The sequence below is a fragment of the Runella sp. SP2 genome, assembly GCF_003711225.1.
In the GTDB taxonomy this organism is placed as follows: domain Bacteria; phylum Bacteroidota; class Bacteroidia; order Cytophagales; family Spirosomataceae; genus Runella.
The window spans coordinates 60,092-81,089 of record NZ_CP031030.1 but is presented as its reverse complement, the minus strand read 5'-3'; the positions used below and the strand labels follow the sequence as shown (position 1 = coordinate 81,089).

General features: G+C 44.9%; 21 protein-coding genes and 1 pseudogene. 7 read left to right on the top strand and 15 right to left on the bottom strand.

Annotated features, from left to right (window positions below):
* Nucleotides 1–10: 10 nt before the first annotated feature.
* The 3 genes from DTQ70_RS00350 to trxA all read left to right on the top strand — a co-directional run bounded on the left by DTQ70_RS00350 (nt 11) and on the right by trxA (nt 3,339).
* Complete coding sequence (locus tag DTQ70_RS00350) at nt 11–1,702, top strand: CTP synthase (protein ID WP_122928960.1); 1,692 nt, start codon at nt 11–13, stop codon at nt 1,700–1,702.
* Between the two features lie 28 nt (nt 1,703–1,730).
* Nucleotides 1,731–2,702, top strand: a complete 972-nt coding sequence (gene miaA, locus DTQ70_RS00345) for a tRNA (adenosine(37)-N6)-dimethylallyltransferase MiaA (RefSeq protein ID WP_229600043.1) — start codon at nt 1,731–1,733, stop codon at nt 2,700–2,702.
* 289 nt (nt 2,703–2,991) lie between these two features.
* Entirely contained in the window at nt 2,992–3,339 is a 348-nt protein-coding gene (gene trxA, locus DTQ70_RS00340) for a thioredoxin (RefSeq protein ID WP_122928958.1), read from the top strand.
* Between the two features lie 68 nt (nt 3,340–3,407).
* Here the strand turns inward: trxA and DTQ70_RS00335 are convergent, their stop codons facing one another.
* From DTQ70_RS00335 to trpS, 7 genes are all read right to left on the bottom strand, one after another.
* The gene (locus DTQ70_RS00335) at nt 3,408–3,971 is read right to left on the bottom strand and encodes a 50S ribosomal protein L25/general stress protein Ctc (RefSeq protein ID WP_122928957.1); all 564 of its coding nucleotides are present in this window, start codon (nt 3,969–3,971) and stop codon (nt 3,408–3,410) included.
* A gap of 90 nt (nt 3,972–4,061) precedes the next feature.
* Nucleotides 4,062–5,006 carry a ribose-phosphate pyrophosphokinase gene (locus tag DTQ70_RS00330; RefSeq protein ID WP_122928956.1) on the bottom strand — a complete coding sequence of 315 codons (945 nt, stop codon included), beginning with the start codon at nt 5,004–5,006 and terminating at the stop codon, nt 4,062–4,064.
* Nucleotides 5,007–5,097: 91 nt separating this feature from the next.
* Nucleotides 5,098–5,598, bottom strand: coding sequence for a hypothetical protein (locus DTQ70_RS00325; protein WP_164489786.1), 501 nt, complete (start codon nt 5,596–5,598; stop codon nt 5,098–5,100).
* A gap of 91 nt (nt 5,599–5,689) precedes the next feature.
* Nucleotides 5,690–6,127, bottom strand: coding sequence for an SRPBCC domain-containing protein (locus DTQ70_RS00320; RefSeq protein ID WP_122928954.1), 438 nt, complete (start codon nt 6,125–6,127; stop codon nt 5,690–5,692).
* Nucleotides 6,128–6,208: 81 nt separating this feature from the next.
* Nucleotides 6,209–6,790: a Crp/Fnr family transcriptional regulator gene (locus DTQ70_RS00315; RefSeq protein ID WP_122928953.1), complete on the bottom strand. Its 582-nt coding sequence runs from the start codon at nt 6,788–6,790 to the stop codon at nt 6,209–6,211.
* Between the two features lie 27 nt (nt 6,791–6,817).
* A complete protein-coding gene (locus tag DTQ70_RS00310; protein ID WP_122928952.1) occupies nt 6,818–7,408 on the bottom strand; it encodes a phosphatase PAP2 family protein in 591 nt (196 codons plus the stop codon).
* Nucleotides 7,409–7,765: 357 nt separating this feature from the next.
* On the bottom strand, nt 7,766–8,743 hold the full coding sequence (trpS, locus tag DTQ70_RS00305) for a tryptophan--tRNA ligase (RefSeq protein WP_122928951.1): 978 nt from the start codon (nt 8,741–8,743) through the stop codon (nt 7,766–7,768).
* 107 nt (nt 8,744–8,850) lie between these two features.
* Between trpS and DTQ70_RS00300 the strand changes: the two genes are divergently transcribed.
* From DTQ70_RS00300 to DTQ70_RS00290, 3 genes are all read left to right on the top strand, one after another.
* Nucleotides 8,851–9,531 (top strand): DUF2461 domain-containing protein, encoded by a 681-nt coding sequence (locus DTQ70_RS00300; protein ID WP_206019616.1) that lies wholly within the window; start codon nt 8,851–8,853, stop codon nt 9,529–9,531.
* Between the two features lie 78 nt (nt 9,532–9,609).
* Complete coding sequence (locus DTQ70_RS00295; RefSeq protein WP_122928950.1) at nt 9,610–10,038, top strand: retropepsin-like aspartic protease; 429 nt, start codon at nt 9,610–9,612, stop codon at nt 10,036–10,038.
* A 12-nt stretch (nt 10,039–10,050) separates the two neighbouring features.
* Nucleotides 10,051–10,866, top strand: coding sequence for a metallophosphatase domain-containing protein (locus DTQ70_RS00290; protein ID WP_122928949.1), 816 nt, complete (start codon nt 10,051–10,053; stop codon nt 10,864–10,866).
* Here DTQ70_RS00290 and DTQ70_RS00285 read toward each other — a convergent pair.
* Nucleotides 10,802–11,308: an SRPBCC domain-containing protein gene (locus tag DTQ70_RS00285; RefSeq protein WP_122934214.1), complete on the bottom strand. Its 507-nt coding sequence runs from the start codon at nt 11,306–11,308 to the stop codon at nt 10,802–10,804. The two genes, DTQ70_RS00290 and DTQ70_RS00285, sit on opposite strands and share 65 nt — an antisense overlap.
* 713 nt (nt 11,309–12,021) lie before the next feature.
* Here DTQ70_RS00285 and DTQ70_RS00280 point away from each other — a divergent pair.
* Nucleotides 12,022–13,275, top strand: a complete 1,254-nt coding sequence (locus DTQ70_RS00280) for a sodium:proton antiporter (protein ID WP_122928948.1) — start codon at nt 12,022–12,024, stop codon at nt 13,273–13,275.
* On the opposite strand, the gene DTQ70_RS00275 is transcribed toward DTQ70_RS00280, so the two are convergent.
* The 7 genes and pseudogenes from DTQ70_RS00275 to DTQ70_RS00245 all read right to left on the bottom strand — a co-directional run bounded on the left by DTQ70_RS00275 (nt 13,272) and on the right by DTQ70_RS00245 (nt 20,900).
* Complete coding sequence (locus DTQ70_RS00275) at nt 13,272–14,288, bottom strand: zinc-binding alcohol dehydrogenase family protein (RefSeq protein ID WP_122928947.1); 1,017 nt, start codon at nt 14,286–14,288, stop codon at nt 13,272–13,274. The two genes, DTQ70_RS00280 and DTQ70_RS00275, sit on opposite strands and share 4 nt — an antisense overlap.
* A 112-nt stretch (nt 14,289–14,400) precedes the next feature.
* Nucleotides 14,401–15,735, bottom strand: coding sequence for a hypothetical protein (locus DTQ70_RS00270; RefSeq protein ID WP_122928946.1), 1,335 nt, complete (start codon nt 15,733–15,735; stop codon nt 14,401–14,403).
* 140 nt (nt 15,736–15,875) lie between these two features.
* On the bottom strand, nt 15,876–16,754 hold the full coding sequence (locus tag DTQ70_RS00265; protein ID WP_164489785.1) for a LytTR family DNA-binding domain-containing protein: 879 nt from the start codon (nt 16,752–16,754) through the stop codon (nt 15,876–15,878).
* Nucleotides 16,755–16,792: 38 nt separating this feature from the next.
* Nucleotides 16,793–17,545 carry a succinate dehydrogenase/fumarate reductase iron-sulfur subunit gene (locus DTQ70_RS00260; protein WP_206019739.1) on the bottom strand — a complete coding sequence of 251 codons (753 nt, stop codon included), beginning with the start codon at nt 17,543–17,545 and terminating at the stop codon, nt 16,793–16,795.
* Between the two features lie 40 nt (nt 17,546–17,585).
* Nucleotides 17,586–17,846 (bottom strand): annotated as a pseudogene (locus tag DTQ70_RS00255) (four helix bundle protein); the annotation flags it as partial.
* Between the two features lie 159 nt (nt 17,847–18,005).
* The gene (locus tag DTQ70_RS00250; RefSeq protein WP_122928943.1) at nt 18,006–19,994 is read right to left on the bottom strand and encodes a fumarate reductase/succinate dehydrogenase flavoprotein subunit; all 1,989 of its coding nucleotides are present in this window, start codon (nt 19,992–19,994) and stop codon (nt 18,006–18,008) included.
* A 120-nt stretch (nt 19,995–20,114) separates the two neighbouring features.
* On the bottom strand, nt 20,115–20,900 hold the full coding sequence (locus tag DTQ70_RS00245; protein ID WP_122928942.1) for a succinate dehydrogenase cytochrome b subunit: 786 nt from the start codon (nt 20,898–20,900) through the stop codon (nt 20,115–20,117).
* Nucleotides 20,901–20,998: the final 98 nt, after the last annotated feature.

The following is a 20,998-nucleotide window of genomic DNA, read 5'->3' as shown; positions in this document are numbered from 1 at the left end:
CTCCAAAGTCATGGCTGCTCACGGGCAAAAAACCGCAAAATATATCTTCGTTACTGGCGGTGTAACATCTTCATTGGGAAAGGGGATTATTGCCTCTTCACTCGCAAAACTCCTCCAATCACGCGGATTGTCGGTCACTATCCAAAAATTTGACCCTTACATCAACGTTGACCCAGGAACACTCAACCCCTACGAACACGGTGAATGCTATGTAACAGACGACGGCGCCGAAACTGACCTCGATTTGGGGCACTACGAGCGCTTTTTGAATGAGCGTACCTCGCAAGCTAATAACGTCACTACGGGCCGTATTTATTACGATGTCATCATGCGCGAACGCCGCGGTGACTTCTTGGGAAAAACCGTACAGGTAGTTCCTCACATTACCGATGAAATCAAAAAACGGATGCTTCTTCTCGGCGAATCGGGCGAATATGACATCGTGATTACCGAAATCGGAGGCTGTGTAGGCGATATCGAATCTCTCCCCTTTTTAGAAGCTGTTCGTCAGTTGAAATTTGAATTGGGCGAAAACGATGCGTTGGTCATTCACCTGACGCTGATTCCGTACTTGAGTTCGGCAGGTGAGTTGAAAACCAAACCTACCCAGCACTCAGTTCGTATGCTCCAAGAATCAGGTATCCAACCCGATATTTTGGTATGCCGTACGGAGCATCCGCTTCCGCACGAAATGCGCCGTAAAATCGCGTTGTTCTGTAACGTTCAACCTGCGTCGGTCATTGAAGCCATGGACGCATCGACGATTTACGACGTACCGCTTTTGATGAAAAAAGAACGCCTCGACCAGCGGGTGTTGTACATGCTAGACATCTACGACGACAAAGACGTGGATTTGGAAGCATGGCAAGTATTTGTGGATCGCCTCAAAAACCCCAAGCACCACATTCGTATTGGTTTGGTGGGTAAATACGTAGAGCTACACGACGCTTACAAATCCATCACAGAGTCGTTTATTCATGCAGGTGCGGTCAATGAGTGCAAAGTCGAAATCGAATGGATTCACTCAGAGCACCTCACCCCTGAAAATGCCGCCGAAAAAATGGCGTCGCTCGACGGTGTTTTGGTAGCTCCAGGTTTTGGCGAACGCGGTATCGAAGGTAAAATCGCCGCCGTACAGTACGTTCGCGAACACAACATTCCGTTTTTTGGGATTTGTTTGGGTATGCAAATGGCCGTCATTGAATACGCTCGCAACGTATTGGGTTGGGCCGATGCGCACTCCACTGAGATGGACAGCGAAACCGACCACGCGGTGATTGGCATGATGGAAGACCAAAAAAATATCACGAACAAAGGTGGCACCATGCGCTTGGGGGCTTATGCTTGTAAGTTGCAGTCGGGTACGTTGGCGCATAAGATTTATGGCAAAACTAAAATCAGCGAACGCCACCGCCACCGCTACGAATTTAACAACTTGTACCGTGCCGATTTCGAAAAAGCTGGCATGACCATGTCGGGTATCAACCCTGAAAACGACCTTGTGGAGGTCATCGAGCTTGCCAACCACCCGTATTTTATTGGGGTACAGTATCACCCTGAGCTCAAAAGTACGGTCATGGCGCCGCACCCGTTGTTTGTTCATTTTGTGAAAGCATCGTTGAATAATGCCAAACAAAAACGTTCGACCAAAAAAGCCGTAGTCGTAGAAATGCCTACCGAACCAGCGGCAGAAACGGTGTAATAATTGTTGATGAAACCATTTTTTATTGGTGCTGAAAGACGCGTCTTTCAGCACCTTTTTGTTAGTTGACATGACAGACGCTCCGCTCATTGTCATTCTTGGACCTACCGCCTGCGGAAAAACCCGCTTGGCTACGCAGCTTGCGGCCCAAGTCGAAGGAGAAATCATCAGCGCTGACTCGCGGCAGGTGTACCGAGGCATGAACATCGGTACAGGGAAAGATTTGGACGAATACATCGTTGATGGGAAAAACATTCCTTATCACCTCATCGACATCTGCGACGCGGGCGAAGCGTATCACGTACATCGTTTCCAAGTCGATTTTCAGGCTGCCTTTAACGCCATTCAAAGCCGCCATCATACGCCTATTTTATGCGGCGGAACGGGGTTATACATCGAATCGGTCTTAAAGCAATACCAGTTTACGGGCATCCCCGTTGATGAAGCACTACGACAGCAACTTGAAACGCTGTCCGACGAAGCCCTTTTAACGCGTTTTCGTGCCATGCCCTCGGCTTATTCTGCCTTGGCTGATACCTCCACCCGAAAACGACTTGTACGTGCCATAGAGATTGCAGAGTATCTACAAACGCATTCGTTTGAAACAGCACCACCCTCCCCGCTTCATTACCAAATTTTCGGACTTGATATACCCGTCGAAGAACGGCGAACGCGCATTACCCACCGCTTGCATCAGCGCCTTCAAAGCGGAATGATTGACGAAGTACAAACCCTGCTCAACCAAGGACTGACTCCCGAACAACTGATTTATTATGGGTTAGAATACAAGTTTATTACAGAATACCTAACAGGCGTACTTGACTACACAACGATGGTCGAGCGGCTCAACGTTGCCATTCATCAGTTTGCCAAACGCCAAATGACCTTTTTCCGTAAAATGGAGCGCGACGGACTAACGATTCACTGGTTAGATGCCCTTGCCCCCATTGACCAATTGGTAGCGACAATAAAAACTAGCCTCTTCCCTAAACTGTCTTGAAGGGTTTTCCAGTGGCGCAGGTTTCTCCCTCGTGGCGCAGGCTTCTCCTCGTGGTGAAGGTTTCTCAAAACCTTCACGGTATCCTCCCTGTGGTTAAGGTTTCTCAAAACCTGAACTTCGTCCTTTCGGTTTCTCAAAACCGAAGGTCTGCTCTCCAAAAACGATGAATCAGCACAGCACAAAAGATTGCTATGTTTACTTTGGAACTTTTACAAGGGGTCAAATGGTTTACTGATTAAATATTTAAACACATATTTATCGTACCGGCGACCCGGTCATTCTTACGAAAATGGGAAAGGCACTCGAAATCACGGATGCTAACTTTAGCGAAATAGTAGAAAATTCTGATAAGACCATTACATTGGTTGACTTTTGGGCAGAATGGTGTGGACCTTGCCGTTTGGTAGGCCCTGTAGTAGAAAAACTGGCAGGTGACTTCGATGGCAAAGCGACGATTGGTAAGGTTGACGTTGACTCAAACCCTGAAACAGCTGTTAAATTTGGAATTCGTAGTATCCCTACGTTGTTGTTTTTCCAAGATGGTAAGATGGTTGACCGCGTAGTAGGTGCAGTTCCAGAAGCTACGTTGAAAGCAAAATTAAATTCTTTCCTTCCTGAGGCAGAACAATTGGCATAAGCAACTGAGTAGCCACATTATAAACGAAGAAAGCCCCGCAAATGCGGGGCTTTCTTACGTTAAGAAGATTACTTCAACGTACCGCGCAATGCACGTGGGATTTCTACCCCTGCGATTGGCAACGAAGGGTTATTCAAAATTTTGAAACCTTCTACCTTCAAGTGTCCAACTTTCACTGATTTACCCAAATCAAGTTCAGCTACCGGAACATCCACGTAATCAGGGATGCTATCTGCCATACCTTGAACTTTGATTTTGTGAAGTTTTTGTACCAATTTCCCCCCTTTAGTCACACCTACTGCCGTTCCGATAAAACGAACAGGTACATCCACTTTGACTTCTTTTCCTTCTTGAATCAACAAGAAGTCAGCGTGAAGGATAATGTCACTTACTGGGTGATATTGTACATCCTGCAAAATCGCGTTGTAAATAGTTCCTTCGATGTTCAACGTTACGTTATACACATCGGGTGTAAAAAGTAATTCGCGGAACAAATACATTGGCGCTGAGAAGTGAACTTGCTCTGAACCTCCGTACAATACACATGGAACTTTTGCTTCTAAACGCAACGTGCGAGCTTCTTGTTTGCCGAGATTCGCTCTTTTAAACCCTACAATCTCTGTACTTTTCATAATTAATTGGCCCCTAATCCCAAAGGGGAGTGTTTTGGTGAATCGTACCTTGGGATTAAAAGGTACGTGTTGAAAAGCGTAAACGTATGCCTACGCTGGATTTATAAACAATGAACTAATAGACTCATGGTCACGGATACGGCCGATGGCTTTGGCAAAAAGCTCTGACACCGACAATACCTTAATCTTGTCATTTTCTTCGCGCAACGGGATGGTATCCGTCACGATGAGTTCTTCCAATACCGACGTGCGAATACGTGTATGCGCATCTCCAGACATCACGGGGTGGGTACAGATGGCCCGCACCGACTTAGCACCTTTACTCATAACAAGCTCCGCTGCTTTACACATCGTTCCGCCCGTATCAATCAAGTCATCAATAAAGACAACGTTGGCGTCTTTCACATCACCAATTACCTGCATCGATGCCACTTCATTGGCACGTTTACGGTACTTGTCACAAAGGATGATGTCGGCGTTAAAGAACTTCGCAAAGTTACGAGCACGTGCCGCTCCCCCTACATCGGGCGACGCGATGACGAGGTTTTCCAACTCTAGGCTCTTGATGTAAGGAACAAACACGCTGCTGCCTTCCAAATGCACCATTGGTATATCAAAAAAACCTTGAATTGCTCCTGCGTGAAGGTCGAGCGTCATGATTTGCTCTGCACCTGCTGCCGTTAGAAGGTTAGCAACCAACTTTGCCGCAATGGGTACGCGAGGTTTGTCTTTGCGGTCTTGACGTGCATAACCAAAGTACGGAATCACGGCCGTTACTTCGTGTGCTGACGCACGCTTAGCGGCGTCAATCATCAACAGCAACTCCAAGAAGTTATCTGCCGAGCCAAACATTGACTGAACCAAATACACGTCGCATCCGCGCAATGATTCTTCAAAACTTGGGGACAATTCACCATCGCTAAAACGGCGTAAATTGTAACCACCTAAGTCGCGCCCGTAGTGGCGAGCGATCTTTTCGGCTAGGTACGTTGATTGTAAGCCAGAAAATATTTTGATTGGATTGAAAGAGGCCATGCCCTGTAGAAAATTTCCGCAAAGGTACGGAGAATCTTTTAGAAAAGCGAATAGTCCTTCCAAGTTTTGACAAGCTTGGAAGGACTGGCAACTACTTAGTCGGTTTCATACGAGCGAGCCTTGCTTTGACGGTCACGTTGGTTTTAGACCCTATTACAAACCACTTACGCCGCGCGGCAAATTGCGGAAAAATAATCATGTCGTACCCTGGGTTTTTGCGCATAAGGTCAAACATCGCCATTTGCTCCACCCGCGAAACATTATTTAAGCCAATAATACCATTGATGACAAAGTTTACCGCCTCTACTTGGCTCGCAGCCACACCTGTAACACTCCCGTTGAGTTGCGGACCAAAAGGGTCACTGGGCAAATTCCCTGCCTGCCCAAACTCCCATTTTCCACCAAAAAGGCGTTTCCAATCAACCATCAACACTTTGGTTTGATTGGCTTCTCCCACCACTTGCTCCGACAATTCTAAATCTTCGTGGTGAAGCCATAACTGATAGTTGGCTTCTCGCATGGAATTGCGGCTTACGGTGCAAGAGGAAGCCATAGCGGCCAGCGCTACAAAAGCGATTAGGGTTCTTTTCATGTCTGTCTGAAATGGTTGAAATAACGTAGTAAAATGACTTTTGGCAAAAGTAACTATTTTTTTAAACCAACGAATCATTTACCAATCATTTCTACGCCCCTTGTTCAGCCCGACTTTTTAGCGCCTGATTCATTCTGACGAAGTTGTTTCGGGTATCGTTTCCAATTTGCTTTAGAATCAACGAACTAAGAATGCCCGAGAAGTTTTCTCCGTGAATCAGGTTGACTTGGTTTGCCGAAATTTCTTCAATTTCAAAGTAATGATGGCCATCAAAAAGCCCTTTTATCCAAAGCGAACCTAGCCAACCAAAGCTTCTATTGGGCTCTACTTCTACTACTTCTGGCTTAAATACAATGGTTTTCTCGCCGTTTTGGAGCGTATTTTTAAGTTTTGTACCCACTCGTAAGATACCCTCACTTTTTACAATAAAGGGGTTCCAAACGGCGTAAGCATCGAGGTCAGCGAGGATGTTCCAAACCTTTTCTTTGGAAGCATTGATGACGATTTCGGTTCTAATTTTGTGTTTCATGACAGCAACATTTAATGATGTTGCAAAAGTAGCTTACCAGCCCCTCCCCCTCCATTAACAATTGTAAAGAAATGCGTTCAGTTAGCGTTTTTGTTGCGCAAGTCGGTTTCGGATGCGGCTCATCGATACGGGAGTCATTCCCAAGTACGAAGCGATGATGTGGTGAGTGACTCTTAGCAACAAATCGCCATTTTGTTCTACGAACTTTGCATAACGTTCCTCTGGGCTATCGAGCAAAAAAGAAGACAAAATCTGCTGGGCATTGATAAACCGTTGTTCCGCGATTTTACGGGTGAGAATGTTGAATTTGGGAAGCTCCTCGTATAGTTCGTTCATTTTAGACTGGGTAATCACCAACAAATCAGCCTCCTCTAGCGCTTCTAATGACTGAATACTGGGCGTTTGTCGCAAGAAACTATCGTAACTACTGGCAAAGAGATTTTCCCGAAAAATAAAGGCCGTAATTTCATCTCCTTCGTTTTCGTAGAAAAGACGCAGCATCCCTTTATTGATAAAATACAGTTCGTTGGCCACTTGTCCTTGCCGCACGAGGGCGAATTTTCGAGGCACTTGTTTAAACACAAACGCGTTCTCCAAAATTGCCTTTTCACGGTCGGTGAAGGTCACAAATTGAGCAATCAATTGATGCAGCGCGTCAAACATACCAAGGGAGGTTTTACCTAAAAGTAGTTATTTTTTGGCAAAACGAGCTAAAAGAAAGCTTACGATTTGAACCGCCGCAAAAGCCGCGCCTACCCCAATAATCGCCCCCGCAATGATGTCTAATGGATAATGGACTCCTACGTAAACACGGCTGTAAGACACTAGCGCCGCCCACGGAAAAAACCAAAGGAGATACTTATTGGGTCGGTTGACGGTCGGGATGACCGTACCACAGAGCAGCCATAAAGCCGTAGCAAGCCCAAAACTGTTGGCTGCGTGCGACGACGCAAATCCGTAGGTTCCTCCGCAGCCTTCAACCACCAAGTGAATTTTGTCCTGCAAGTAAGCAACGTGACAAGGCCGCAAACGCTCCACCCACGGTTTCAGCAAGCCAGAAGCAGTTTGATCGGCAATGATAATCGTTAAAATCAAGGCACCAATCATCCCTCCTGCTTGCTGTTTGTACTGCCATATCAACCAAATAATCAACAAGGCATACATCGGAATCCAAGTATTTCGCTCCGTCACCCAATACATTAGCATGTCAGCCCAAGGTGCATGAGCGCCGTTGAGTGACAAAAAAATCTGTGTATCAACTTGTTGAATCTCGTGGAGCATTTTTGGTTTACCATTTAGGGTTGTGTGGAGGGGTACTCATACCCCGACCTTTTTTCGAATGACAAAACCTCAAACTTAACGCGATCTTTTCAAGATAAGTACTTGGTTTTATGCCTCATAGAGGCTTAACATTTGTAGAACCATGAGGGGTTATCCAATCTGGTGTGCCGTAGGTACACCACTTGTAAGCGATGTTGTGTACCTACGGCACACTAAAATAAGAAAATAAATCCCTATAGCTACAAATAGGCAGTGCCTAAAGGCACATTTCTTGAAAAGGGGCTACTCATACCCCGACCTTTTTTTCGAATGACAAAAACTTAAACTTAAAAACCCCAAACAGGAAACCGTAAAAGGTTAAGAAAGCCCAATCTTTTCCCGCACTTCGGCAAGTTTTTTGGAGGCGATTGCACGCGCTTTTTCTTCACCTTCTTGGAGTTTTTGTTCGAGTGCGGCGGGGTTTTCTTCGTAATAATACGTAAACATCTCACGCTCTTTGGCAAAACGCGTTTTTAGGGCTTCAAAAAATGCTTGTTTGGCATGACCATAGCCATACCCACCTTTGAGGTAATTTTCGCGCATGGTTGCAATATCGCTTTCGCTGGCAATCAGCGAATACAATTTAAACGTAAGATCCGTTTCTGGGTTTTTGGGTTCTTCGAGCGGTGTCGAGTCCGACAAAATTTTCTTGGTTACTTTCTGCAACTCTTTTTCTGATTGAAAAAGATCAATGTAATTACCGTACGATTTGCTCATTTTTTGCCCGTCGATACCTGGGATGGTCATCAAACGCTCGTCGATTTTCCCCTCAGGAATCACAAATGTATCACCATAAGTACGGTTAAACGCCTCCGCCATGTCGCGGGTCATTTCAAGGTGCTGTTTTTGGTCCTTACCTACGGGGACATAATTGGCATCATAGAGCAAAATATCCGAGGCCATCAACACAGGATACACAAACAAGCCCGCGTTGACATCGGCCAAGCGGTCGGCCTTGTCCTTGAACGAGTGCGCATTAGCCAACATCGGATAAGGCGTCAAGCACGACAAGTACCACGTTAGCTCGGTATGGTACGCCGACACCCGCGACTGACGATAAAACACCACTTTATCGGTATCAAGACCACACGCAAGCCACGCCGCCGCTACGGCACGGGTATTGTCTTGGAGCACTTTCGCATCTTTGATGGTCGTAAGGGAGTGCAAATCTGCAATAAACAAAAACGACTCGTTATCAGACTTTTCCGACAACTGAATCGCGGGCAAGATGGCGCCCAAAATGTTACCTAAGTGTGGTTTACCGCTACTCTGGATACCTGTTAATATTCGAGCCATTGTGTATTGTTTGTACTAGTGACGTTTTCCCTTTTCCGCTGCCTTTTGGACAGACCTACGTTTGGGCGGAACAAAATTGCTATTTTTAGGCCAAAATACGAAATCTGATGTTGACACTATCTACCCTTGAGTTTCTTCAAGAACTAGCCGAAAACAATAACCGTGAGTGGTTTACTGAGCACCGTAAGCGCTATGACGCCGCCAAAAAAGAAATGGAGGCATTGGTGAAAGACCTTATCAAAGGCGTAGGAGAATTTGAAAACCTCCCCAACACCGAACCCAAAGATTGCCTGTTTCGTATCAACCGCGACATTCGTTTTTCCAAAGACAAAGCTCCCTATAAACAATGGCTTTCGGCGGCGATTGGCCCAGGGGGACGGCACTCGGGGCGGATTGATTTTTACCTGCATATTCAGCCTGGAGAATCGTTTTTGGGCGCTGGAATGTGGAACCCTACGCCAAAACAACTGGCGAAGTTTCGGCAAGAGATTGATTTTAATCCAGAAGCTTTAAAAAGTATCATTGAAGCCCCTGAGTTCCGAACGTATTTCCCCGAAGCGTGGGGCGAAAGCCTACAGCGGATGCCCAAAGGTTACCCTGAAAATCATCCTGACATCGCACTATTGAAACGCAAACAGCTTTTTTTCATGCACAAATACACCGATGCTGAAGTAACTTCGCCGTACTTTGCGCAGGAAATCGTCAACGGTTGCCGCCTTATCAAACCTTATTGCGATTTCTTAAATTACTTGTTTTTTGAGGAAGAAGAAGAAAGCTTTGAGTTGTAATCTCTAGCTATTTTGAGGGCATTTATCTATATTTAACCATCCATTTAGTGTTTTAGTATCTAAAATTACAATTTTTGTATGGGATTGGTATATGCAGAGATAGAACTTATCAATGCGGAAGATTTAGCATTGGCTCGCAAGTTTTACATTGGCGAAGATGAAATAAAGCGCATGTATGTTACGGGGCTTGTTGATACTGGCAGCTATATGCTTTGTATCAATGAATCCATTCAGGCCCAAATGCAGTTTCCTGTCATGGAAAAACGAATTGGCCAAATGGCGAATGGCGACCGCATCGAATGTGAGGTAGTTAGTCAAGTTGAACTACGCTTTAAAAATAGACGTACTATTTGCAACGCTATGATTCTTCCTGGCGACAGTGAAGTACTCATTGGAGCCATTCCACTTGAAGACATGGATGTGCTTGTCCATCCTTTGCGTCAAGAGTTAATCGTTAATCCAGAGCACCCTTATTTTGCCCAGATGAAGTTAAAAGGAGTAAAATAAGGAGTTTTTCTCATGAAAATCGTCTGTATTTCTGACACGCACAACCTCCATCGGGCAATGCTTATCCCCGACGGAGATGTGCTCATTCATGCAGGTGATATTACGGTGGCTGGCGATGCGCGTGAAGTAGCCGATTTTAATACTTGGCTAGGGACGTTACCTCACAAACACAAAGTCGTGGTAGCTGGGAACCACGACTTTTGTTTTGAAAAATCACCCAAAAAAACACAAGCATTATTGACAAATGCACATTACCTTCAAGATAGCGGTGTCGAAATTGGAGGATTGTTTTTTTGGGGTTCGCCTGTTTCACCCGCCTACCACGACTGGGCATTTAATCGTAAGCGAGGACGCGACATCCGCCACCATTGGAAAATTATCCCTCCTCATACGGATGTCTTGATAACTCACTGCCCTCCTTTTGGCATTCTCGATACGTCGAGCCAAGGCACGCACGAAGGCTGCCGCGACTTACTCGACATTATCCAACATCGGGTTCGACCACGTTTGCACGTGTTTGGGCACATCCACGAAGCGCACGGACACGTCACAATCGGTTCCACTCAGTACGTCAATGCTTCCATTGTTGGCCCAAAAGGCTGGACTCGGCGGTTTTGGCTGCTCAATCAGCTCACCCAGCTTAGTATTCGTATTTTTCGGCTATTCCAATGGTTAAAATCGCTCTTTAGGAAAACTTCTCCTGAACAACGCCATTCTTCTTCCCTATCTCGGTTTCAATGGGATGTAGTACACAGTGCTATTGTTATTGACACCGCGTCTCCAAGTACTGATCCAAATTTTCGAGCGCCATCGAGAAGCCTTCTTTAAAGCCCATTTCAACCACTTTTTCGAGGTCGCTCAGCGAATCGTACGAAATTGTAATCTCAACGAGAGTGGCTTTGTTAGTTTTTTCTGCAAACACATTGTTCCATAATGAACGCGGAATATCTTGCACGACAGTTCCGTTTTCGTCGCAGAAAGCATCAAGCCCCGAAAAGCTTTTTTTAGGCTCTACTTTTTGATAATCAGCCCTGCACCAATGCACTTCGTTTTCGGGTGAAATCATACAATAGTGCCAATATCCCCCTTCTGAAAAGTCCATGCTTTTAGTTTGGGTACGATATGGCTTCGGCGCCCACCAAAGGTCGAGCAGTTCGGGATTCGTCCACGCTTCCCAAACCAAATCCAAATCTGCGGCAAACTCACGTTTTATGTGAATGGTATTGTCTGCCTTGTTTACCGAAAAATCAAAAAGAAAACGGGTGCTCATTGCTGTTTTTGTTTTTTTAAGGTTGATAATACTTCGTCTAATTGAGAAAATCGGCCTTTCCAAATCTTCCTTATTTGTTTGAGCCATTGATCTATTTTACTCATGATTGCTCATAGTTTTAAACAAAAAGAAACTATTCGGTTGCAAATATAACACGAAACCAAATGGTTTCAAATTTTTTTATAAAACAATTAGGTTTTAAAATACGCTAACTTGCATTTGGGAGAGAAATATTATTGTACTATTCACATAAGACAGCCCATCGAGCAATCTACGAAATGAAGTTTTTTTATCCGCCCAGCCAACGAAGCATTGTTGTTAGTTCAAGTCCTATCTTGATGGTGAGTTTGCTATTTTCTGGAGAAGTTGTTTTTTGACAAACTGGCTATTTTGAGGGCGGTTTTTTCTAAAAAATCCTAACTTTTGCTTTAAATATTTTGATTTTTCAACAAAAACTCGTATATTGTTCGTTTCAAGTAAAACACAATTGTATAAGCCATAAAGCATTTGTTTCTTTTTTAAGCTGTTTTTCAGCCAACTAACAGCCGCCAAAACAAACGCATTTACCGAATTTGTATCGGTTAGTTGTACTTATACAAGCTTGCTATTTCTATCACTATTCTAAGTCAACCATTACACAGTTTTTCATTTTCAACCTAGGTTGACAGGTACTCTTTTACATTTTTTTAAACCATCCACCCCAAAGCACAGCTATGGAATTGTATTATTCGTTCTCGGTTCTCATTGTGTTAGCATCTGTTTTTGCTTACATCAATCTCCGTTTTCTAAAACTCCCTCCTACCATTGGTATCATGGTCATGGCCATTCTCGTATCCATTATTCTACGATTCGCGGGGCATTGGCTTTTTCCAGTTACTACCCAGAAACTTCTCAAACTCCTCACCGAATTTGACTTTACGGAGGTTTTGATGGGTGCAATGCTCAATTTTCTGCTTTTTGCAGGAGCTATTCACGTCAACTTTGCCGATTTGAAGGAACATCGCCTTCCTATTCTTACTTTTTCAACCATCAGTGTTATCATTTCCACCTTTATCATTGGTGGGGTTTTGTTCTATGGTCTTCCTTTATTCGGCCTTGAATTGCCTTTTTTGTATTGTTTGCTGTTTGGATCACTAATTTCACCCACCGACCCCATTGCTGTTTTGGGCATTCTCAAAAAAGCCAACGTCCCCAAATCACTTGAAACCAAAATTGCAGGGGAGTCACTTTTTAATGATGGCGTAGCCGTTGTACTTTTTGCCGTTATTTTACAATTGGCACAATTTCCAGCTACCGAAATCTCGCTAACTTCAATTTCGTGGTTATTGGCCAAAGAAGCGTTGGGAGGAATTATATTGGGAACTTTGCTTGGATTTACGGCTTCTAAGGCCATCAAAGGCATCGACGATTACATCGTTTCGGTACTTATTACCCTATCAGTCGTGATGGGAGGTTACCTTATTGCACAGGCTACCCATACGTCTGGCCCGCTTACGATGGTCGCAGCAGGGCTTATTATTGGAAATTACGGTAAAAAAGCCGCTATGAGCGACGAAACCAAAGACTATCTGACAAAATTCTGGGAGCTAAACGACGAAATCCTGAATGCGATTTTGTTCTTATTCATGGGGTTCGAGTTATTACTCATTCCAGACCTAAAACTGAACACCTACTCCGTCGTTTCGGCGATTGCCATTGTAGTAGTGCTTTTTGCTCGATTTTTATCTATCTGGTTGCCGTCGCTCATTGTTCCTTTCAAGCTCAATAAAGGCTCCCTCACGATGCTTGTTTGGGGAGGACTACGCGGCGGGGTTTCAATCGCTTTGGTACTTGCCATAGGCGCTAACCCCTACAAAGATTTATTATTGCAAATGACCTACTTCGTGGTGGTCTTCTCTATTATTTTCCAAGGGCTGACTTTGGGAAAAATGTCGGGAAAAGTACTCAACCGAGTAGTGTCTAACTAAACATACTTAATCACCCATTTCCCAATGGTTGTTCCCGACTCCAGCTGCGCGTGGGCTTGCTTGAGTGTTTCGGCCGATAACCCGTGAAGGGTGTGGGTATGCGTAGTAAACAACACCCCTTCGTCGAGTAGTTGTGCCACGCGGTTGAGAATGTGATGCTGTTCAATCATATCGTCGGTTTGGTAGGTCGAACGAGTGTACATTAGTTCCCACGAAAAGCTTACACTCTTGCTTTTGAGTTTATTCAACGCCACAGGGACTGCGCTGCCAGTAATCGAAGCAATGTGTCCTTGTGGCTTGATGAGTTCAGCCATGGCATCCCAATAGCCATTGGTATCCACAAAATCAACGATAAAATCGACAAACTGAAACCCAGCACCGCGTACTTCTTCTACCAAATTTCGATGATTAACAACCACATCAGCTCCCATTTGTTGGCACCATTCGATGGTTTCTGGGCGCGAAGCCGTAGCAATCACTTTCAAGCCTAGGACTTTTTTGGCGATTTGAATCGCAATCGACCCTACGCCTCCCGCTCCTCCAATGATGAGCAAGGTTTTGTTTTGATCACGCTCAGCCGAAAGCCGCATACGGTCGAAAAAGATTTCCCAAGCCGTCAGCACCGTCAAGGGCATGGCCGCCGCTGCTTCGTCAGACAACGTGGACGGTTGTTTTCCCACAATTCGCTCGTCAATCAATTGGTATTCCGAGTTGCTGCCTGGCTTGGTGATGTCTCCTGCGTAATAAACTTTATCACCGACGCTAAACAAACTTACGTTTTCTCCTACGGCCTCTACCACTCCTGCGGCATCCCATCCGATGACTTTGGGCGTATCTAGTACAGTACCTTTGGCGGAGTTTTGTCGTATTTTAAAATCAACAGGATTGACCGAAATGGCGCTTATTTTCACGAGTAATTCGTGCCCGCTGGGTTGGGGCTTTGCGGTTTCAAATTCAATAAAACTCTCCTCTTCCGAAATGGGTAACGATGTCTTAAATCCTACTGCTTTCATCTGTGTTTTGCTATTTTTTATCCCAAAAGCGTATAAGTAAAAAAAGCAGATAATCGTTCCTTCTTACAAACCAAACCTCCCGAAAGTTTCCAACTTTCGGGAGGTTTGGTCGCTATTTCCACGCCTGTCTTCGTCCGACCATCCACACAAACTGAATAAAATTAAATTCCATTTGGTCAAACATTACTTTTTTACCTTCGGCTTTGAGGTGGAGGTTGGGCGTATAGCGCAGGTTGGTGCGCAACAACCACGTTTCCGAACGACTAATGCGAATATCCCAGCCAAAAATCACCCCCAATGCTACTTTTTTAGCTTCGTATGATTTAGAGACGCCGTTGTCGGTATCTGTAAATCGCAAGTCTTCGTAGGCCAAGGTAGGGCCTACGTAAGGCACAAAACCGTGGTAATCGCCCAAAAATTTGTAGGTTTCAAAAGTATAAGAACGGCGTTCGTAATTGAGGTGTACGCCGTAGCCGCTCATGCCGTAGCCTAATTTACGGTAAGAAACGCCCACATTGGCATCCGCTTTGTGAAAGTAACGTCCTGCGGCAATGTCAGGAATCAAACTTCCTGGGCTTTCTTGCTTCAAAAACGGGTACTTATCATTAATATATTCTGATTTTGAGATTTCAAACGAGCTTGATGGGCCAATTCCAACGTACCAGCAGTTCAAGCGGTTGCGGGATTGTAGTTTTTTCACGCCCATTTTCATGTACTTTTCACCGTATTTAGAAGCCAATCCTCCGTTGGAATTAATCCAATAACTGAGTCCAACATTAAACGACCAAGGGGATACTTCCAAAGCACCGTACTGGGTACGAGACAGTGGATATTGGAAATCGGTACGGCGCTGATAGTTGAGCCCCGCTTGAAACAATACTTTTTTGGTAGCATACACGGCACCTGCTTGGAAGGGGAAGGTGGTTTTAGCCACCGACGGCACTGTGGTATAGGGTTTATTGGGTTCGTTGGAGATTTGAGCAAAACTGAATCCTTTGAAGGCAATTCCTACAAAAGGCCGTAGTTTACCTTCTTTGATAGCCCACGGAAAAAAACGTGCGCCCGTTTCTACGCCTTCGTTGTAGGAAACATTGGCCAATTCGGCGGGGATTTTTTTGCCAAATTGAGCTACAGGAATGGAGACGTAAAAATCAGCGTGTCCCCAAAAGTGCGTTCCGCCCAATAAAATACGGGGTGAGGTAGTTCCCCCAAAATCAACCGATGACAGGCCGTTCGGGGTGAGATATTGCGTCGTTCCGCCCGTGGTCGTAAAAGCGTCTATGCCAAAGTAAGATTTGGCAAATGACGTCCGAACTTTTAAGCGTTCTACCGTTGTGTCCTTTTCAGCGGTTTGCGCTTGAACCGAAACGGAATGAAGTACCGCACAAGCGGCAATAGTAAAAATAGTTCTTTGGAGAGTGGCTGTTAGGTTCAATAAAGCTTCCATAAAAAACGGGTTTGTGTTTTGACTGACACAAACGTAGAAGCTCAAAGATGGTTGTCCAAAAAAAAGGGACGTTTGCCTAGATTTTGGGACAAATGACCCGTTTTGGGGCTTTTATCCCCTATTTTGGGACGAATGACAAGCTATTTTTTAAAATATTCAGCCATCAAATCAGTATAACGACGGGCAACGGGCAGCGGATAACCCACGTTTTTGAGTTGTAATTTGTAGCCTTGGGCATTGCCCGTGATTTTGGTTACTTGTTTCAAATTAACAATAAATGAACGATGGCACCGCACGATGTCGCTGTTTTGAATCTGCTCTTCTAATCGGCTCAGGCTACTCCGAATCAGCATTTTTTGAAGGTTATTTTCCTTTAAAAACACCACCTCCGAATAGTTACTGGCCGATTCGATAAACAACAGTTCGTCGGGCGAAAGGCTAAAGGTGTCTTTGAGATTTTCGGCGATTAGCGTAATTGTTTCCAGCGACGCAGGTGCGGGTTGTTCTTCCGTATCTGTTTTAACCGACAGTTTGTCGGTTGCGTATTTGCGCTGCAAACGAGTATAATCAAGCAACGTAATGATGGTCGTGGGAATGATACCAATGGCGACGGTGATACCTATCCAGCTAAACAGTTCTTTTATCCGAAACGAACTCACAAAAAACCATTGGCTGTAAAGCCAGTTTCCGACCGAAATGATGACTAAGATTAACAAAACCCCCAGAATCTCTTTTCCAACCGTCCAATTTGCCTCTGAATACCAACGTTTGAACAAAAGCGGCATGGTCAGGCTAATGCCCGACAAACACAAAAAAGTCACAAGCCCGTATCCCGCCAAAATCAAATTTTTATCGGGGTGCTGCCAATAAGAGGCCCCAAAAGGCTGAAAAACAATCAAAAATAACGCAATAAAGCTCCCAGCTCCTGCCGAAACCAAGAGCCAGTAGCGAGAAAATAACGCATTGTGCGGATAGGGTTGTGAAAGCAACGGAATCATAATAGATAGAAAAAAAGCCACTCCGAGGAATGGCTTTTTTATGAAGATGCTGTAAAAATTTAAACTCCCTGTGAAGTCAATTTAGCGCCTAAGTATTCGCGGTTGAGGCGAGCGATGTGCTCCAACGAGATTTCTTTCGGGCACTCTGCCGAGCACGCACCTGTGTTGGTACAAGAGCCAAAGCCTTCTTCGTCCATTTGTGCTACCATACGCTCTACGCGCATTTTACGCTCTGGCTGGCCTTGTGGCAACAACGCAAATTGTGATACTTTGGCCGATACGAATAGCATCGCGGAAGCATTTTGACAAGCCGCTACGCAAGCGCCACAGCCGATACACGCCGCTGCTGCAAATGCTTCGTCGGCATCTTCTTTGGCAATTGGAATGCTGTTTGCATCTTGTGCATTACCCGTGTTGACCGATACAAACCCTCCTGCCGCTTGGATGCGGTCAAAAGCAGAACGATCAACCACCAAGTCTTTGATAACAGGGAAAGCTTTGGCGCGCCAAGGCTCTACCACAATCGTATCTCCATCGCTAAAGCTACGCATGTGCAACTGACAAGTGGTGATACCACCTTTGGGCCCATGCGGACGGCCGTTGATGTACATGCTGCACATTCCACAGATACCTTCGCGGCAATCGTGGTCGAAAGCGATAGGTTCTTTGCCTTCACCGATGAGTTGTTCGTTCAATACGTCGAACATCTCTAAGAATGACATATCGGGCGAAATACCAGCAACTTGGTAAGTTTCGATTTTCCCTTCTGTTTTTTTATTTTTTTGTCTCCACACCTTCAAGGTGAGGTTCATATTTCCTGCTGACATTTTGTTATCTGTTATTGGTTATCCGTTATCCGTTACCTGCATCTTTGCGCTTTTTCAAATAATTAATATAACCATTAATAAGAGCTGCACACTTTTCAACCTGAATATCAATGGCTTGTTGCTCCTCCCAAGTTACATAATTTTCTTCTAACGCAATGATGAAATGGTCTTGAATTTCTGTGAGCGAACCGCGACTAATTCTGCAAAACTGAATGTTCTCTTGGTAATTGTACCTTCCAAAGCCTTCAGCAATATTGTTAGTAACTGAGCGCAACGCACGAATAAGTTGATCCGTTAATCAATATTTTTCATCTGTTGGGAATCTTTCTAATAGTGGTTTTGCCATCTTGCGAAGTACAACACCCTCTTTCCAACATTTTAAATCTCGAAAAGAGCGAATTTCATCCATGTCCAGATAACTGATAACAATTAACGGATAACTTTCTTACTTGTAAGAACGCTGCGCAATTTTGATGTTTTCATACACCAAATCCTCTTTGTGGAGCTCCCATTGGCTTTCGCCAGTGTGTTCCCACGCCGCTACGTACATGTAGTTTTCATCATCGCGAAGTGCTTCACCTTCTTCGGTTTGGTACTCTTCACGGAAGTGACCACCACACGATTCGTTGCGGTTGAGAGCATCACGGCACATCAATTCACCCAACTCAATAAAGTCAGCCACGCGGCCAGCTTTGTCAAGCTCAGGGTTAAATTCATCGGCATCACCCATTACACGAACGTCAGACCAGAATTCCTTTTTCAGTGCTTGGATTTCTGATATAGCCTCTTTCAAACCAGCTTCGTTACGTGCCATACCGCACTTATCCCACATGATTTTACCCAAACGCTTGTGGAATGCTTCTGGCGAAGTTTTACCTTTAATCGAAAGAAGTTTTGTAATGCGGTCGGTCACTTGTTTTTCAGCTTCCACAAACGCAGGGTGGTCGGTCGAAATCGCGTTGGTACGGATTTCATTGGCCAAATAAGCCCCGATTGTGTAAGGAATCACAAAATATCCATCGGCCAAACCTTGCATCAAGGCACTTGCACCGAGGCGGTTGGCACCGTGATCAGAGAAGTTAGCTTCTCCTAGTGCGTACAAACCTGGTACAGTTGTCATCAAGTTATAATCCACCCAAAGGCCACCCATGGTATAGTGAACCGCAGGATAAATACGCATTGGCACTTCGTAGGGATCTTCGCCTGTGATTTGTTTGTACATGTCAAACAAGTTACCGTATTTCTCTTTTACTACCGCTTTACCAAGTTCAGTGATTTTTTCAGCAGAAGCATCGTGGAGGTTCAATTTGTTGACTTCTCCTTTTCCGTAGCGTTGAATCGCCGCTGAATAGTCGAGATAAACGGCCATTTTCGACGTTCCTACGCCATAGCCCGCATCACAACGCTCTTTGGCGGCACGCGAGGCAATGTCACGAGGTACGAGGTTACCAAACGCAGGGTAGCGGCGCTCCAAATAGTAGTCACGCTCGTCTTCTGGAATTTGGTCCGCAGGGCGGGTATCATTTTTCTTTTTAGGCACCCAAATACGGCCGTCGTTACGCAAAGATTCCGACATCAACGTCAGTTTCGACTGGTGGTCACCCGAAACAGGAATACAAGTTGGGTGAATTTGTGTGAAGCAAGGGTTTCCGAAGAACGCTCCTTTTTTGTGTGCTTTCCACGCCGCCGTTACGTTGGAGCCCATGGCGTTGGTTGAAAGGTAAAATACGTTTCCGTATCCTCCTGAACACAACAACACCGCATGGCCAAAGTGGCGCTCTACTTCACCAGTTACGAGGTTGCGCGCAATAATCCCACGGCATTTGCCGTCAATCACTACGACGTCGAGCATTTCGTGACGCGAGTACATTTTTACCGTACCCAATCCTACTTGGCGTTGAAGCCCCGAATAAGCTCCCAAAAGAAGCTGTTGGCCCGTCTGACCAGCGGCGTAGAAGGTACGCTGTACTTGGGTACCACCAAACGAACGGTTTGACAACAAACCGCCGTACTCACGGGCAAAAGGTACACCTTGCGCTACGCATTGGTCAATGATTGAAGCTGATACCTGTGCCAAGCGATAAACGTTTGCTTCGCGAGCGCGGTAGTCACCTCCTTTGATGGTATCATAAAACAAACGATAAGTAGAGTCACCGTCGTTTTGGTAGTTTTTAGCGGCGTTGATTCCCCCTTGGGCGGCGATTGAGTGCGCACGGCGGGCAGAATCTTGAAAACAAAAAGCTTTCACAGAATATCCTAGTTCGGCCAACGTCGCAGCAGCTGACGCTCCTGCCAAACCAGTTCCTACAACAATGATTTCGAGTTTCCGCTTATTAGCGGGGTTGACGAGCGCTACCGTAGAGCGGTACTTTGTCCACTTACTTTCAAGCAGCCCATCGGGGATTTTGGCGTCCAATTTTGGTGATGTTGCCATATTTACTGTTGTCCGTTAAACGTTATCTGTTATTTGTGAAACCCGTTATCCATACAATTGTTATTTGCTATCGAATGCCTTAGCCCTTCTGATAACAGATAACAACCAACTGATAACTATCTACATGCTCTTGAAAAAGAAGTACAGAGGCATCAAAGCAAAGCCAATTGGAATGATGATACCAAATACCCCAACGCCCAAGAAATTGAGCAAAGGGTTGTACTTAGAGTGATTGATTCCCAACGTTTGGAAAGCACTCTTAAAGCCATGCACCAAGTGAAACGACACCGCAAACATAGAAAGCACGTAGAAAAGTACTAAAATTGGGTTTTTGAACCCTTCCATTACGCTGCGGTACAAGTCCTTCACGATTACCACGCGCGTTTGGTTTTCTTCACGTACAAATTCTTCCATTTTGCCTTTGATTTCACCTTCGAAAGGAGTAGCTACGACTTCACCAGTGACGAGGTTTTGCTCATACTGCGTGTAAGGCACGTACCCAAACTTGTATTCAAACCAAAAGTTTGACATGTGAACGACGATAAACACAAGCAAAATAGTACCAAGCAGCGCCATACTACGCGAAAACCACGAGCTATTTGCTTTTCCATTAGAAACCACATAGCGCTGATTTCCACGCGCTTGACGGTTTTGTTTTGCCAAATACAAACCTTCAAAGGCGTGCAATAAAATAAGCGCGTACAGGCCGTACGAAACCGTTTTGATGAGGGGGTTGGTTGTCATAAAAACGGCATAGACATTGAAGGCCAAGCCGTCATCATGTTTAAACAACTGTAAATTTCCACTCATGTGAACAATCAGAAAAGAGCATAAAAACAAGCCAGAAAGGGCCATGACCAACTTTTTTCCAATTGAGCTTGATAGTGTTTGAGTAACCCAAGACATATCTAAGTTTTTTAAATTAAAACGATGATTATTACTATTTTCAGCGGTCAAAAGTAGGTCTCAATTAATTTAGAAACAATCTAAAATTAAACTTTTTT

What these genes read in the sequence shown, in the direction of transcription:
- DTQ70_RS00350 (WP_122928960.1), top strand. Translation starts at nt 11, where the DNA reads ATGGCTGCTCACGGGCAAAAAACCGCAAAATATATCTTCGTTACTGGC.
- trxA (WP_122928958.1), top strand. Translation starts at nt 2,992, where the DNA reads ATGGGAAAGGCACTCGAAATCACGGATGCTAACTTTAGCGAAATAGTA.
- DTQ70_RS00335 (WP_122928957.1), bottom strand. Translation starts at nt 3,971, where the DNA reads ATGAAAAGTACAGAGATTGTAGGGTTTAAAAGAGCGAATCTCGGCAAA.
- DTQ70_RS00330 (WP_122928956.1), bottom strand. Translation starts at nt 5,006, where the DNA reads ATGGCCTCTTTCAATCCAATCAAAATATTTTCTGGCTTACAATCAACG.
- DTQ70_RS00325 (WP_164489786.1), bottom strand. Translation starts at nt 5,598, where the DNA reads ATGAAAAGAACCCTAATCGCTTTTGTAGCGCTGGCCGCTATGGCTTCC.
- DTQ70_RS00320 (WP_122928954.1), bottom strand. Translation starts at nt 6,127, where the DNA reads ATGAAACACAAAATTAGAACCGAAATCGTCATCAATGCTTCCAAAGAA.
- DTQ70_RS00315 (WP_122928953.1), bottom strand. Translation starts at nt 6,790, where the DNA reads ATGTTTGACGCGCTGCATCAATTGATTGCTCAATTTGTGACCTTCACC.
- DTQ70_RS00310 (WP_122928952.1), bottom strand. Translation starts at nt 7,408, where the DNA reads ATGCTCCACGAGATTCAACAAGTTGATACACAGATTTTTTTGTCACTC.
- trpS (WP_122928951.1), bottom strand. Translation starts at nt 8,743, where the DNA reads ATGGCTCGAATATTAACAGGTATCCAGAGTAGCGGTAAACCACACTTA.
- DTQ70_RS00300 (WP_206019616.1), top strand. Translation starts at nt 8,851, where the DNA reads ATGTTGACACTATCTACCCTTGAGTTTCTTCAAGAACTAGCCGAAAAC.
- DTQ70_RS00295 (WP_122928950.1), top strand. Translation starts at nt 9,610, where the DNA reads ATGGGATTGGTATATGCAGAGATAGAACTTATCAATGCGGAAGATTTA.
- DTQ70_RS00290 (WP_122928949.1), top strand. Translation starts at nt 10,051, where the DNA reads ATGAAAATCGTCTGTATTTCTGACACGCACAACCTCCATCGGGCAATG.
- DTQ70_RS00285 (WP_122934214.1), bottom strand. Translation starts at nt 11,308, where the DNA reads ATGAGCACCCGTTTTCTTTTTGATTTTTCGGTAAACAAGGCAGACAAT.
- DTQ70_RS00280 (WP_122928948.1), top strand. Translation starts at nt 12,022, where the DNA reads ATGGAATTGTATTATTCGTTCTCGGTTCTCATTGTGTTAGCATCTGTT.
- DTQ70_RS00275 (WP_122928947.1), bottom strand. Translation starts at nt 14,288, where the DNA reads ATGAAAGCAGTAGGATTTAAGACATCGTTACCCATTTCGGAAGAGGAG.
- DTQ70_RS00270 (WP_122928946.1), bottom strand. Translation starts at nt 15,735, where the DNA reads ATGGAAGCTTTATTGAACCTAACAGCCACTCTCCAAAGAACTATTTTT.
- DTQ70_RS00260 (WP_206019739.1), bottom strand. Translation starts at nt 17,545, where the DNA reads ATGAACCTCACCTTGAAGGTGTGGAGACAAAAAAATAAAAAAACAGAA.
- DTQ70_RS00250 (WP_122928943.1), bottom strand. Translation starts at nt 19,994, where the DNA reads ATGGCAACATCACCAAAATTGGACGCCAAAATCCCCGATGGGCTGCTT.
- DTQ70_RS00245 (WP_122928942.1), bottom strand. Translation starts at nt 20,900, where the DNA reads ATGTCTTGGGTTACTCAAACACTATCAAGCTCAATTGGAAAAAAGTTG.